Raw genomic sequence first — 14,765 nt, 5'->3', positions numbered from 1 at the left:
GCGACAAGCCACGTCACCTTGCTGATCGGCCGCCGTCAGTTTCATGGGCGGCGCATTGCCCAATGCCAGGTGCGGCCATGTTCGGCTGAGCCGGTCCAACCCGGCTCACGTCTACACCGTCTGACTCGAACACCCGGTCGAATCGCTCCGTGTACTTGGTGTCACAGTCATGGATCAGGTGCCCAATCTCGAAGCCCTGATCCTCCGCCTCCATCGCGAAATTCCGCGCCTGCTGCGTCACTCACTGGCCCGTCGGATGGGCGCTGTACGGAAGATGGCCCAACCTCGAAAGCTGAAATGTCCTGACCCGTTCCGGCAGACGAATTCTGACCCGAATTCAGGTCATTCATGCGGAAAACGCATAACCATCAGGTCACCAAAAATAATCAGTCCAGGAAATATGCGAGGATATCGCAGGACCATCCCCAATTCGCCCGGCCAGAGTCAGCGGACACCAACGACCCGTTCCAGCACATCGTAGACACCAAACAATATGCCCCGCTGATTGTCATTTTCGTCCAGCGGGTCGCCGTCATTCGACTCCTTGTCGAGGATGTACCGGTCGCCTTATTGGACATGATCGTTGCTCAGATACAGTAAGCTTACGCAGGTTCAATTGGGAATGCCCCAGCACTGTTGGCGTCTGCATCAAGCCAATCTGATTGATCGTTTTAGCTCGACCGCTTATGGCTCGCTGCTGCGATAAAGGGTGGCTCCTCCCACTCGAATTTCTACAGGAACCAGATATGCCTTAATGACGGCCAGGTCCGGTTCGATGCCGAGACCGGGCGCGTCGGGAACGTGCAGTTGGCCGTTGGCGTCGCGAGTCATGGCGGTTCGTGTCAACCGTCGCGCCAATTCACTGGCCTCGACGGGATACTCACAAAAGGTGTGGGCTTGCATCCCCGCATAAGGCTGAAGCGAAGCGGAGAGCGCCAAGTGCGTTGTGAAGGTGTGATTGACAAACGTCACGCCACGGGCGTCGGCATACTCGGCCACCCGACGGGCGGGGGTGATGCCGCCGATGCGGCCGGTGTCGATCTGAACGTAGCCGATCCCGCCGTGGTCGATCAGGTGCCGGGCCATGTGAAAATTGTGTGCCCCTTCTCCCGCCGCCATACGCACCCTGCTGCCGTGTTGCACCAATGCTTGATACGACGCCAGCGCCCCGCTGACGAACGGCTCTTCCAGCCAGGTGACGTCAAACGCATCGAGCATTGCCAACCGGGCGGCCGCCTGCGCCACATCTTCCCCCCACACGGTGCCCGCATCGACCATCAACCCAACCTCTTGCCCCAAGCCTTCACGCGCCGCAGCCACGTGCTCGCGATCCTCCGCCACACTCCCCCGGCCGAACGGCCCCCATCCAAACTTCACCGCCGCATACCCCTCCTCCCGCATTGCCCGGGCTTTGGCCAGGGTCTGCCCGGCATCGTCGCCGAACAGTTGCGAAGCATAAGGCGTCTTGGGATACGCCTGTTTGTCGCCGAGCAGACGGTAGACTGGCTCGCCCCGTTGTTTGCCCAGCAAATCCCACAGCGCAATGTCGATGCCTGAAAGCGTGTGATCCGTTTGGGCGATGTCCAGACCAAGGTCGCGAACATGCTGATTGATGCGGGCGATATCGGCCGGCGTCTCAAGCGATTGGCCCAGCACTGCGTCACGCACAGGTCGACACGCTGAATGCGACATCGGGCAGACCCAATTGGCAATCGACACCAGCGGCGATGTCTCGCATTCCCCCCACCCGACCCAGGGCCCGGCTGCAACCCGCACCAGCAAGGCATCTTGACTGCCATCGCCAACGTTACGAATCGTCGGCATCGCCAGGTAAAATAAATCAACCGCTTCAATCTTCATAAAGGTTCATCTTTCATCCCCCGTGGTCAGAACGTAATCGTCAACCCCCCGTCGACCACCAGCACCTGGCCGGTGATGTATGTCGCGTCTGGCCCGCACAAAAAGTAAGCCACCCCCGCGATCTCCTTCGGCTCGGCCGCACGACGCAGGGGCAGATGATCGCCTTGAACGTAGTTAGCGTGAAACCATTCCGTCTCCAGTTCATTCACTCCGTCCACCGTGCTCATTGGGGTACGCACAAACCCGGGAGCAATCGCATTGACGAGAATCCTCTTATCGGCCAGCTCGAGCGCCAGCGAGCGGCAATACTGCTCAATCGCCGCCTTGGCCATGCCGTAGGCGCTGGCCAGCCGCTCGGCCCGTTGACTGTGGATCGAGGTGACATGCACCAGCCGTCCGCCTTCCGCCATCAACGGCACCACGGCTCGCGTCAGGTAAGTGGCGCCGTTCACCATGATGTCGAACGGCTTTCTCCACTGAGCGATGTCACTGTCCACCGCCTGCGCCGGTCCGACGACGCCGGCACTGTTGACCACCGCGTCGAGCCCGTCCCACGCGTGCCGGATGGTGCGTGTGATCTCTGCTGCCGTGGCCGGTGCGCTGTAGTCCCCCGCGATCACCAGGTGCCCATCACCCGGAAGTTGCGCCCGCAGTTGCTCGAGTTGCGCCTGTCTACGTGCGAGGAGGCACACGCGCCAACCTTCCCCAGCAAACCGGTGCGCCGTCGCCTTGCCGATGCCGGACGATGCACCGCAGACCAGCACCCGAGTTCCCGGCGTCCGTTTGTCGTTTGGTGAGATCGGGGCGCTCATGGCGTGTTCGCCTCCAGTACATCGAGGTCCCATGTCAACGTTTGCAGCCCTTGTTGAAGCGACGCGTCATGATCGCCATCCTGTATTCCATGGTCGCGAACGGTGGCTCTGCCGGGCAGGCAGCCCGTCTGAGGCCGAGGCTGTGCCACCGGCATTGCGTCGGCACGCGGGGAGGTGATCACCGCGACCAATCCAATGCACCGTTTATTCAACATCATTTACCTTCGAGACAGGCGATGAAACCGCTAGGTTCGCCAGGTGCTCCCGCCAGGCGTTCAGCGAACATCGGCAATGCCGATTGGTGTATGGAAACGTTCCTCGACTTAATAGTATGGCCGCTCGGCGTGGGTGAACCTGTCCCCTGCGGTCAATGAACTGGCCCCACCAGCCCGCATTGGGTTCATAAGGGCAGTCATTGGAGCGTGCGGTCCACTCGGCGGGGAAGAGGCTGGTGAAAGCATGCAAGTGATTCATCCACGTCGCACATTGCACCTGATCAATCGTGGGATGATTCGCCTGCACCTCCTGCAGTAGATTCATCAGCCCACGTATCAACGTCGGCCGATGATTAAACGGCGAGTCGGGACCAAAGTCATTGCGAAAGTGCAGAGTCAGATACAGTGGTTTATCTGCCCCGAAGTATTCCGGAACCAACTCATAGGTAAAGCCATGAAACGATTGTGCGATCACTGTCTGAGCTGCTGCCAGATCCTTTTCGATACGTGGCTCAAGATGCGGGACCATCTGTCGCCAGGCATGCGCGGCGAACGTCGCTTCATCTGATTCCTGCCGAAGCTGATCCAACTCATGGGCGAGGCGCACAAAGCATTCATCAGCCATCGGCGCTAGAGATGGGTTGTAGAAGTCGCAGTAGGAGTAAAGCTCTGTATGATCGCAGAGAGCTTCGGTCAGTGAGATGTTTTCGCGTTGCATCACGCAACAGGCGTAACGCAATTGCAGCGTCATCATGTCACGAAGAAACGTGCGGTATTCTGACAGGCTCATGCGCCGTGTCCACATAAGGCTTCAACTTTCAACGATTATCGAGTCGCGGGACGGGATGGTGACCGCGCGGTTCTTGATCCCTGTGTAGGCGGGGTTCAGGTTGAGAGTGCGTTGCAGGGGTTGGGCGGACCGGTTCACAATCTCGACCCGAGTGACCTTACCCGCGACGACACTGAGACTGATTAGTAGCCCCGCCGCGAGGCGAACGTTTTCAACGCTCATATCGCGCCAGCGGCCATCGAATCCCCAGAGGATCGCCAATTCATCGTCAGGGCCGTCGTGTGCGAAAGCGTGGGACATCATCCAAGCGTAAAGCGCATGTGGCGAGACGTAGCCGTAGCCGATGGCGTAGCCGTCCATTCGGATCTTCTCTGGCAGTGCGCCGAGACTTGAAGCTTTGCTACCGGCATGTAGAAGCCACTCGAACGCCTGGCGTGGTTGCTTGAGATGAGCCAGCGCAATTCCCGCCCGGCAGTTCAACCAGGGCCAGTCGCGGTAGGCTTCCGACGGTTGATCCGAATCCAGCCCCCACGACGTTCGCATCGCGCGGAGTCCCGCCTGCACACTCTTGCGGCTTCCCTTGGCCGGCAGGCCCAGCAGGTAGAAGTCCAGTTGCAATCCGGTGAGGTAGGGAGCGTCCGGGTAAGGCAGAAGTACGCCTTGCTCCGTATTTTTCGCGATGCCCTTGAAAAGCTTGCCTGCGAGGCGACCATGTTGTTCTGCGGATGTGTCGCCGAGCGCCTGACACATTTGCGCGTAGCCTTCGAGTGCACGGGCGTAGGCCAAGCCGTTGAGCGTGTCGTTTTCAACAACGATTTCTGATTCGTTACCGGGAGCGCACGGTCGCATGGTGGCGTGATCGTCATGCTCAATGATGAACCGTTCGATTGCCAGTGCAAGAATGTCCCGCATGTACGGCAGGTTGCGGCGATGATCGGCATCCTGCGGATCAAACACCCACTGCCAATAGGCATCCAGTACGAGGTAAGCCGGCATGAGCGGCTTGTATTTCAAAAGATAGTCCTGCCAGTTGCGGCCATGCCCTACACCGAGATGTTGGCCGCGACAATCGGACCAGCCGGAGTAAATCGCACCGGAGATTCCTGCGGATCGTGCAAGCTTTCTTGCGGCCGCATGCCCCTGCCGATGAAAGGCGACATGGGCCCGACCTTCTTCAAGACGGTTATTACGCAATAATGCTTGCTGAGCGAATGCCGCATCATATGGACAATGCACCCCACCTGCCCATAGGTGAGGAAGCGGACCACAGGAGATTGCACCGGTGGCGGCGTACTGATTCGCCCGAAGGTAGTACATACTGTAGTCATAGAGGTACTGCGCGGTTGCATCGGGGACAGTCAATGAATTCTTGGCGGCGTAGGTTCGCCAGTTGGTTTGATGCGCCCTTTTGATGCGAGCATAGGGCAGCGTCCGGCAACATTCCCGTTGAGCGTTGAGTTGCTTGCGGTAACTGCGGGTGTCGCTGGTATCGAAAAGGGTGAGGTATTTGGTGGCTGTAAAACCGACTTTCACCTGATTGTATTGCAGGCCGGGAAAGGCGTCGTAGTTCTCATCGGCCGGCCGATCGACCTGCATCACGCCTGCGCCGCGAACCGTATCGACGTGATAGTCAAAAGCCAGTTGGTCTGGGGTGGATGAATGATATTCGAGTTGCGTGTGGTGGACGCCGACCAATCCGCCCATGTGCCCGGCAGTGCTGCGAACATAAAATGCCAACTGAGCACGCGTGCCCGACGGCAGGCTGATGATCTTGTAACGCTCGACCAGCGTATGCTCATGCGTAAGAAACGCGACGATTTCCACCACGGCGCCGCGTGCAGTCGCCCGGGTTTTCAGCAATGCCTGCTGGGGGAAAAACTGCTGTTCGTAATCGCTGATATCACACACTTCGCCGTTGAGCATGATCTGGTAGCCACTCTCAACAAGTAGTGGCACATAGCGAGGTGTCACGCAGCCGGCATGGGCGGGCTTGTACCAGCCGCAGAGGGTTCCCTGATGCTGTTCAAGATGCGCGTGGCCGGTCAATCCGGACGCCATGCTGCCGGTGTAGTTCAGCAGCACCGCATCCGACCCATTGGCCAGAATCATGGGGTGGTACGGGTTCTTATGGTGCGGGGTTGCCATCATGTTAAAGCTGGAACGCAACGCATTTACTCACGGGCTGAAGCGGATTATTCTTCCGCCCAGCCATAAATTCGCACTTCGCCCAGCCGCGCGTAGCCCGGCGTTTTCATTTCCAGCCGCAGGTAGCGTGCCCGCATGGCGTCGAGTTCCATGCCGATGAAATGGTCTTTACGCATGCGGCCGGCGTCGGCACGGAGAACATCGGTGCCAGGCTCATGCCGAAGCGTGACTTCATCGATTTTCACCCAATCATCCTCGCGGCCCGTCTCGCTGAGATAGACCGTAAAGTGGCGAACATTGGGTACAAACGGGTTTACGTCGGCCAAGAAATCCAAGTGGCTCAACTGCCAAGGCCGCTGAAGATCAAACGTTACCGCCCACGTTTCAGGCGCTCCATTGAAAAGAACCCACCCGCTGGGATACTGCATGTTGCCATCGGTCAGCCGCGTCTGGTCGGGGTCGTCTGACGGGGCAACGCTGTAGCGATAGCGACTGACGTTGTCGAGGTTTTCATAAAGTTGCAGCGTGTCGTTGCCAGTAAGACAGAGGGGGGAGGCGCGGACGAGGCGATCGACCTGTTCCTGTTCGACGCTGCCGTCGGCAACAAGTAGTTGGGTGATGATGCGGCGCAGCTCGGCCATGCTCCGGTCGGCAGTGGTGCGGTCGCGACTGTCGAGGATGTGCTGCGGCGTCTGCGCGGCAAGTGTACGTCCCTGCGAAGCAAGGGTCGCGTCGGACGATGCCTCCACCAGTGTTTCAAGCCATTCAACATAACGGAAGTCCTGAATGCCCTGCCGCCACGCTTCCCAGCGAACACTTGGCACCACGCCGTCCTGCCCTTCGTAGATCACCGCATAACTTGTTGCGCTCTTGGGAATCCAGCTCGTCGATCCGTCACGCGGAATGCCGGTATCTTCGTAACTCCAGAATCCGATCCCTTCACTGTCGTACACCTTCGCCAGCATCGCCTCGCGGCGGTAGGAAAAGTATGGGCTTGAGGTGTTGGGCAGGACGTTGTAACTGAAATAGCGTGCATCCTGAGCGAGCAGGAAGTCCCGTTGCTCCTTGGAAATGTTGAACTTCATTGTCCAGACATTGACGTAAGGGGCCATGATCTCCAGCCATTCCACGCGCTGGGCTTGATACACGGTGACATAGATCTGCTGTTGCGGGTCGGCCGACTGCATGAGCGTGCCAAACTTGCGAACCTGATGCGCTCCTTCGAGGTCCGGCTCGTCCGCAGCGTACCATGCAAAGTCACGCACACTCATACCCCGGCTTTCAAAATGTTCACGCACTTTGGTGACCCACCAACGAAAATTCTCGCGAGCCTGCGGGTCGTCCAGATTGTCCTTGCCTCCCATTTCGGCAGGGAGCCGTGGATAGTCCATCCGGAAGATGTAAAACTGGCCGCGGTCGCCGAATCGATCGATCCATTCATCAAGGATGGAAAAATCAGGATCATCGCGAGGCTTGCCCTGGTCGTCATATGACAGGCTGCCGAGGCCGGAGGCGGCGTAGCCGGGCAGGTAGTGGATGTTGGTATGGTGTTCACGCTGGTCTTGATAGGCCGCTTCGCGGTTCACGCTGCTGGGCGGATTTTCATAGTACGCCCAGTTGGCTGAGTAAGGACGCGGCCCGTCGGGCAACGCTGCAGGGTAGATTGTCGTTTGTAGCGCAACGTCCTTCCGCATATCGGGAGCCAGCAACGGCACCAGGGTCAGATTGGACCGCCACACGCCCGCAGTCATGTCGCGGGTGTTCACGGTCAGCCAGATGACCGCGTGGCTTCCGGGCAGCAGCGTCACCTCATCTTCGATCCGAAGCTGAGGCAGCGCGTCACGGAGGATCGAGCCACCGCTGATGGCCACTTCGGTCACACGTCGAACCGTGAGATGATCCGCGGCTGCTGCGCGATCGGTCGACCCCAGCCGAGCCCATTCGCTGGGCAGGATGCGAAACCGTACAGGCGCGTTGGACAGGTTCGCCACACCGAACGCCAGTGTCAGGTGTTCCTTCTGAAAGGCTTCGCCGGTGAGATGGGTGTTTTGTTCGACTTCTGCGCCGGGCAAATCGTCCATGGCCGGCAAATCCCAAGGATTGACTTGCCAGATGAACATGGGGTTATTGCCCGACAGCACGGCTCGCAGTTCATTCAGCAGATCGCTTCTGCGTTTTTCCATCCCCCGCCATTGCTCGGCCGAGCGTATGCGTGCCGCTTCAGCTTGCAGTTCATTGGAGGTGCGGGTCAGTTCCCGCAATGCGGATTGGGCGGAGGTGTCTTTTTGTATCCGCTCGGAGGCAGCGGCAGTGTTGATCTGCTCACGCAACTGACGGGCATTTGCCATGGCCGCGTCCTGATAGGAGCCGATGATGAATTCGCCCATGGCCTGCCTCTGATGGAAGACTCCGCCAGTGGGGGACCAGTTCTGGTGTCGGCTCGCGGCTTCGGTGGTGCGGCAAACGTTAACCGCAAGACGATCCCCGATCTTCACGCCCTCCACCAGCCCAAGTTCCCTGAGTGGAATCGCGATTGCAGCGACCCAGCCATCTTCAGTGATCGTTGAATGATGTTTCCACGACGAGTCCCAGTCAGTGCCCGGGGCCTGTTCGATCGCATCATAATTGGACCCGCCAGGGGCGAGGGCGAAGTGGTAGTAACGCGGTGCCTGCGGATCTGGAGCAATGAAAATTTCAACCGTTTCGTCCCATGTGATCCGATCGCGGCCGAGGTTGGTGCGGTCAAGCTCTGTGGGGCGGGGGTGTGCCGCTTCGACAAGAAAGTAGAGCCATTGACCATCAGTGCAGACGCGAAAACGCGTGGCGGCGTCGATCGTCCGTGTACCGTCGGCGTTTGTCAGCGAATGTTGTTCCGAGATGGTACGCCACACCGCGTCGTCGGTGCCGCCATCCATCGTGGGCCCCCGTTCGACCAAGGGGACGGACGCCACGGCTGCGGCGTGTTGTGCGAGAGCCGAAACCGGCAGACTCAGCGAAAGTATCACCATGACCAGGCCCGCCACTTGCTTTTGTATCATGTTGATCATGTCAATCCTGTGGTAGTTAAAGCGTCCACCCATGAGGCATGGGCGATCAAATTTTCTTTTTTGCAAGCTGCTATCGCTGTGTATTTACTCGAATGGATCGGACCAGAATGGATCGCTGAAGGTGGATCCGGTGTCTTCAGCTTGCAACGTCGCCGCGTGTCCGTCGAGGTAGCCGGCGATGGCGGAACCACCGTATCTGATCGTGTATGCGCCAAAGCTTCGGGTCTGGCCGGCGCCGCCATGGTGAAAGCCGACGTAAGTGTCCAATGGCGGTACCGTGGGGAAAAAGGTCAGAATGAGATGATCCGGCGAATCCATCGTCATGAAGGTTGAGGACGGCGAGAGCACATCATCGTATCGGGCGGGATTATTGAACCGATAGAGGAAAAAATTGATTGCGGTGCCAGCTCGATAACCGTCGGGCCATTCCGGGTATGCGCCAACGCCGGCTGAAGCGTCCGAGTATTCCTTGGTCGGACACTTGAACGCCTCGGCTGGCGGAGAGACCGGCTCGCGCACCACGCCATCAAAGTAGTACGCCAGTTTGTTACGCCAGTCGAGCACACCGTCGGCAACCGGATTGTTCGTGGCCGTTTCATTCGGCGGCATCCAGCCTCGATAATCTCCGACGTACATGAAGTTGGCTTGCGCGACACTTCGCTGATTGGTGCGACACTGGGTCATCCGCGCAGATTCACGTGCTGCAGAGAGTGCGGGCAACAGAATGGCGACCAGTAGAGCAATGATGCTGATTACCACGAGCAGTTCGATCAGGGTAAAGCCCGCGCGATGAGGAGGATGACTGGTTTGCATAGTTACAAATCTCACTTCATGGAACAACGAGGGACGTCAGACGTGAGTGCGCAATGAACGAGGCGAATTAATGATGAAAGAAGTCGGGCCGATCACAAGCATCGGCCTGACCCGACTTCTCGCAGGGGTTTACGCGCGACACCGACGGCTCATCACGCCCAGCAGACCCAGGCCGACCAACATAAGGCTCGCCGGCTCGGGGATGAACGGGCTGGATTCCGTGCTGACGCGAAGGTTATCGTAAGACACAGCACTGCCGCTGTCGTAAAACGCACTGCGAATTTGCAGGCTGGCAATCGACGTGTTGCCCAAGCTCATGGTTCCGTCCAGCAGGGGCGCAACCTGGAGCACGTCGTCTTCCGTAAGTGCCAGATTCGGATCGACCCACATGCTGTAGTCTGCGATACCGTTTCCGGTCGGGGTGAGTTTGACGACCACGGTCGACCAGACGTTGTCGGGCATGTCCACGCCTGAGAATTCATAGAACGGACTGGAAGGCAGCACGTAGGCGGACCACTCGGTGTTGCCGCTGGGGTCATTGAGTCGACCGTAGGCGCCGGCTCCGAGCAGCTCGACGGTATTCGACGAGTTACCCAGTGAATCGCCGGTGAAGTTCACACGGATATCGAAGGACAACCAGATCGTCGGGGCCCCGTCGGTGACCGCCAGGGGGGTGGCGAAGTTACGGGTGTTTTCAATGATGTTGGCAGTGCTTCCGCCGGTCGGCCCGCCGCCGGTGTTGCCGTCGGTCGCGTTGACCGTGGTCGAGATCGCAGCCGAACCGGACTTGTACCACGCGCCGGCCCATCCGCCGCCAGCCGCCCCTTGACCGGTGAGATTGCCGTCGGTGTAACTGCTGAAGTCATCCACCATCGTGGCTGCTCCCGCAGTGCCCGACAAAACAAGCAGACTGGAAACACCCAAACCCAACATCAAATTCTTGACTTTCATCACAATTCTCCTGCACGAAATGAGTAATAAGGATTTATGAAACACAACAAGCAAGCAGAGCCGGCCTAACAGGCCAGAGTTAACCGTTTGCATCAGGACGCAGGCACGCCCCCGTGGTATGGCGGATCATCAGTTCAGTGGGGATCAACTGATGAACGACCTGAGTTTTCTTGTAGAGAATCTGACTGATGAGCGAATCGGCGGTGGAACGTCCGAGGTCCGCCAGGGACGTATGTATGGTGGTCAGTTCAAAGTCCTGCGTTTGGGGTGCACCAGGTCGTTCGAAGTCGCCGAAGCCTACGATGGAGAGATCCTTGCCGGGCACCAGATTTCGCTCGACCATGGCATCGCACGCGCCCAGCGCTCCGTAGTCGTTGTGGCAGCATATGGCGGTAACCTGAGGCCCGTGGTCGTCGAGCCATTGACCGAACGCTTCGCGGGCGGCATCGCGCCAGCCGGTTTCTTTGTCGGGAATCGGTTGGGACGTCCTCGGGCTTCGGCAGCGCCAGGCCGGGTTGATATCCAGGCCGTGATGCGCCATCGCCGCCGCAAACGATGGGTAATGACCCTGCTCGGTTCGCCCGAGGAAGCCGATGCGGGTGTGCCCCAGTTCGCTCAAGTGCGACACCGCCTGATAGTAGCCGGCGACCGCATCTTCGAGCACCGTGTTGACGCCAAGCACCCGGCCGACCGAATCAATGCTGACGTGAGGAATCTTGTTCTCAAGGACAAAGTTCGCGACCTGCTTCGTGACGATGCCGCCCAACAACACCAGACCATCGCACGTTCCCTTGAGAATCTGATACTCCTCCTGCAGGGCCGCAGGAGAATCCGATTCATATAAGTCAATGCTCAGGCGAAAGCCATGTTCGCCCAGGACGGATTTAAGGGTTTTAAAGCCCTGGTTTTCCCAGTGGGCGAGCAACTCCTGCATCACGCTGGTCTTGTTGATGGGCACCACAATGTTTCGTGCCAGTCGCTTGCCAATCACGCGGCCGGACGAATTTCGCTTGATACCACCCAACCCTTTAGCGACGGCAAGCACCTGCTGGCGGCGGGATTCGGTGATCCGCAATGACTGATCGTCCCGCAACACGCGTGAGACCAGTCCTTTGGAGACGCCAGCCTTTCTCGCAATTTCAGTCACTGTTACGGCCATGAGCGCTCGGTCTCGAAGAGGTATTTACCGTTTACCGTTTACCGAAGTATACCTGATTCTTACAGCCATGCAAGCTTTTTTTCGCGGCCAGTGTCGCGGGGGTTGAGCCAGTGAAACTCAGCGCAAAATCGTCGATTAGATTAAGCGTAAGTATTTGATATGGAGAGTTATATACACAAGGTCACGCCGCCGTCCCTATGGCGCCACCGATCGTCGGTATGCTCGGTCATGTTTTGCTGCCGGCACACTTCGGGCAGGTTGCGGGGCCATCCCCACCGCTCAAGACTGCCGACTGACGTACAACCCCAGCACAAAACGATTGTACGAGCACCTGCTCGCCTGGCCCTACAAGCACCTGCACCTCGATGGCCTTGCCGGCCGGGTCGAGTACGCTCAGTTCCTCCACGACGCCAGTGAGATTCAACTCGGCCTCGACGCATGGCATGGCAATCAGATCACTGCCGACCAAACTACCCTGACGCTCAACCTCCCCCAGCACGAGCCCGATGTGAGCGTTCCCGTGATCGAATTGTTCCTCAAGAAATAAGGCGCGGCCTTCGGCATAAGGGGGCCGCGCCCCTACTCGCAATCCACCCGTTCATCGTTGCGCACCATGAAGGACCTGTCTATTGTGTGACCGCGGTGAAGTACAAGCACACTGCTGGCGACGTCACCGTTCGCCCACCGGCACGTTCCAGCGACATGTACCTGTCACTCCCGCCTCGGCCACCGTCGGCAGCGCCACGTCAGCTCGAACGCCGTCCGGCAGCGTTAACTCAACCGTGATTCTGTCATCGTTGCATTGCCAAGCGCTGCGGATAAGCCCGTGAGGCGTCGGCACCTGAATCGCACACCAATCGACCTGTACGAAGGCGGGCGAAAAACGCACCGCACGCCAGCCGGGCTGCGTCTGCACCAACCCGCCCAAGCTACCCATCAGGTGATAGATCGGGTGGGCCGCCCACGCGTGACTGAACGTGCCGTCGTATGTCGTCGGCGGCTGCGGCGTCGTATCATCCACCACAAACCATTCACTGCAGCCACCGAACCGGATCATCGGCCGCCAGTGACGAATCAAATGATCCAGCACCACCGCGTCCTCCCCCGCCTGCCTCGCTGTCTGGTAAATGTATGTCACCCAATAACTCGATGGCAACGCTCCCTCGATCGCGTCGCCTCGCAGATAGGGAAGCAGGCTCTGCGACCACATGGTCGCATGCGATTCAGCTGCAAGCCCCGACATGATCGCCAGCGTCTGGTTGTGAATCGAATGGGTCTCGCTCGGTTCGCCGTTCGGGAGAATACCGTCGCGGAACAGCCCGCTTCGCTCGTCGAACAGGTGATGCATGGCAAGCGCGGTGACGGCTTCACGACGATTGTCCAGTTCCTGCCGTGCGTCGCCCATTCCCACGGCTTCCGCCAGTTCCGCCAACCGGGCCAACGTATAAATGTACCACAGGTTCAGCAGCGTCGGCACGCCCTCTTTTTGAAGGTTCGACCAGTCCAAGAACAACCAGTAGCGCGGGTCGTGCTTCAGCAACCCATTCGCCTGGTGAGCGGGATCGTCGAAATACGCCAGTACCCGTTCCACCTCCGGCCAAAGTTCCGCAAATAAATTCGGCTGTCCTGTCTGCCAGTAATGGTCATACAGCGTCAGACACCAGATCAGCGAAAAGTCCGGCAAGATACAGCCGTGCGCCATGGTCGGCGCATGCCCGTACGTCAGGCCGTTCGGCACACGCTGCGTGGCAATCTGCCGAATGCCCCGTTCCAGAAGCCGCGCGTCGTCGCTGAGATGAAACGTATTCCAGGCTTGCACTCGCGCATCCCCCCACCACTGTGCTTGTTCCCGCCACGGCGTATCGACGTAAGCATCCAGCATGCACGCACGCTGCGTGTCCTTGCAGATGCGAAAAATGTCGTTCACGACAGCATCGCTGCTTTCAAACGCACCGGCTTCCTGCAGTGGGTACACGCTGTGACGCAGCCGAATCCTCAATGTCAGTTCGTTATCACTATTGCGCACGATCATGGTCAGGAAGCGATGACCGATCAACTGAAATGTTTCAAACGCGTTCGCTCCGCGCCTCAGCCTGACGCGCCCAGCCATCGCTGCCTCGCAGCATGTCCCTGGCCCCGGCACATGTGGCCCGCCATCAGCATCCAGCCATTCACACGCATAGAGATCAACGACCTCGCTTCCCGCAGCGGCTTCCACGGCTAACTCAAACGTTCCCACCCCAGGCCGGCCCATATCGAGCACCACCGCATGCCAATTCCCCGCGCCGCTCCCCGGCAAGCGCAACACCCCATCTTGTGGGTCGTAGCGTGCGCTTGCGACCTTGCCCCACTTTGCTGTTTGTCGTTCCAGACGCCAGCCCGCTTGAATGTCACGCCAATCAGACCAAGCTTCGCCCGAAACGCCGCAACTCTCTGCCACCGCCGCGTTGTAGAGCAACTGCTCGTGGCCGAGATTCGGGATGCGGCGAGGCTCCAGGTCGTGCCATGGCATTGCACCGAACGGGCGCACCGAGACAGGCCGCGTCCAATCCGTCGGCGCCGAACGCGCTGTAATCCACCGTCGATCATCGCGGTGCAGGTCAACGTGCTCCTGGTAATTCAGTTGCTGGCTGAGACGAACCGTGTCCCACCGCCGGGCCGGATCGACGCGCCCAATCCACTGGCCGTCGCTGACCAACGTCAGATCATCCCAACGAGCCGCGCAGATAAAACCCGCCACGCCCTGATGCAGGTACTGGAAAGTGCTGATCCCGGGGTTGTAGGCTTCAACAGCCAGCCAGTTGTGACCGATCCGTAACAGCGACGCGATATCGATTACATCGTAAGGCCAACAGCGCTGATAGCCTCGCGCCGGGCCGCGCCCCGCATACTTGCCGTTCACAAACAGTCGGTACTGCTGGTCCGCCGTGATATGAAGAGGCGCTCGCCTCGGCACAGTGTCCAGTATAAAAT

10 protein-coding genes are annotated in these 14,765 nt (G+C 59.0%); 1 reads left to right on the top strand and 9 read right to left on the bottom strand.

Features of this window, described 5'->3' with window-relative positions:
• Positions 1–684: 684 nt before the first annotated feature.
• From ACERK3_09295 to ACERK3_09260, 8 genes are all read right to left on the bottom strand, one after another.
• Positions 685–1,860 carry a mandelate racemase/muconate lactonizing enzyme family protein gene (locus tag ACERK3_09295; GenBank protein MFA9478489.1) on the bottom strand — a complete coding sequence of 392 codons (1,176 nt, stop codon included), beginning with the start codon at positions 1,858–1,860 and terminating at the stop codon, positions 685–687.
• A gap of 26 nt (positions 1,861–1,886) precedes the next feature.
• Complete coding sequence (locus ACERK3_09290) at positions 1,887–2,672, bottom strand: SDR family NAD(P)-dependent oxidoreductase (GenBank protein MFA9478488.1); 786 nt, start codon at positions 2,670–2,672, stop codon at positions 1,887–1,889.
• A 204-nt stretch (positions 2,673–2,876) separates the two neighbouring features.
• Positions 2,877–3,677 (bottom strand): hypothetical protein, encoded by an 801-nt coding sequence (locus ACERK3_09285; GenBank protein MFA9478487.1) that lies wholly within the window; start codon positions 3,675–3,677, stop codon positions 2,877–2,879.
• Positions 3,678–3,698: 21 nt separating this feature from the next.
• Positions 3,699–5,825 carry a hypothetical protein gene (locus tag ACERK3_09280; protein ID MFA9478486.1) on the bottom strand — a complete coding sequence of 709 codons (2,127 nt, stop codon included), beginning with the start codon at positions 5,823–5,825 and terminating at the stop codon, positions 3,699–3,701.
• Positions 5,826–5,869: 44 nt separating this feature from the next.
• Positions 5,870–8,860, bottom strand: coding sequence for a sugar-binding protein (locus tag ACERK3_09275; protein MFA9478485.1), 2,991 nt, complete (start codon positions 8,858–8,860; stop codon positions 5,870–5,872).
• Between the two features lie 93 nt (positions 8,861–8,953).
• Positions 8,954–9,682, bottom strand: a complete 729-nt coding sequence (locus ACERK3_09270) for a type II secretion system protein (GenBank protein ID MFA9478484.1) — start codon at positions 9,680–9,682, stop codon at positions 8,954–8,956.
• Positions 9,683–9,811: 129 nt separating this feature from the next.
• Positions 9,812–10,633, bottom strand: coding sequence for a PEP-CTERM sorting domain-containing protein (locus ACERK3_09265; protein ID MFA9478483.1), 822 nt, complete (start codon positions 10,631–10,633; stop codon positions 9,812–9,814).
• 79 nt (positions 10,634–10,712) lie between these two features.
• Entirely contained in the window at positions 10,713–11,792 is a 1,080-nt protein-coding gene (locus tag ACERK3_09260; GenBank protein ID MFA9478482.1) for a LacI family DNA-binding transcriptional regulator, read from the bottom strand.
• 319 nt (positions 11,793–12,111) lie between these two features.
• Between ACERK3_09260 and ACERK3_09255 the strand changes: the two genes are divergently transcribed.
• Positions 12,112–12,339, top strand: coding sequence for a hypothetical protein (locus ACERK3_09255; protein MFA9478481.1), 228 nt, complete (start codon positions 12,112–12,114; stop codon positions 12,337–12,339).
• A gap of 123 nt (positions 12,340–12,462) precedes the next feature.
• Here the strand turns inward: ACERK3_09255 and ACERK3_09250 are convergent, their stop codons facing one another.
• Entirely contained in the window at positions 12,463–14,694 is a 2,232-nt protein-coding gene (locus tag ACERK3_09250) for an alpha-L-rhamnosidase C-terminal domain-containing protein (protein MFA9478480.1), read from the bottom strand.
• Positions 14,695–14,765 lie beyond the last annotated feature (71 nt).

Source organism: Phycisphaerales bacterium AB-hyl4 (assembly GCA_041821185.1).
In the GTDB taxonomy this organism is placed as follows: Bacteria; Planctomycetota; Phycisphaerae; order Phycisphaerales; family Phycisphaeraceae; genus Natronomicrosphaera; species Natronomicrosphaera hydrolytica.
The sequence above is the reverse complement of the archived record's forward strand: the minus strand, read 5'-3'. Positions and strand labels throughout refer to the sequence as shown.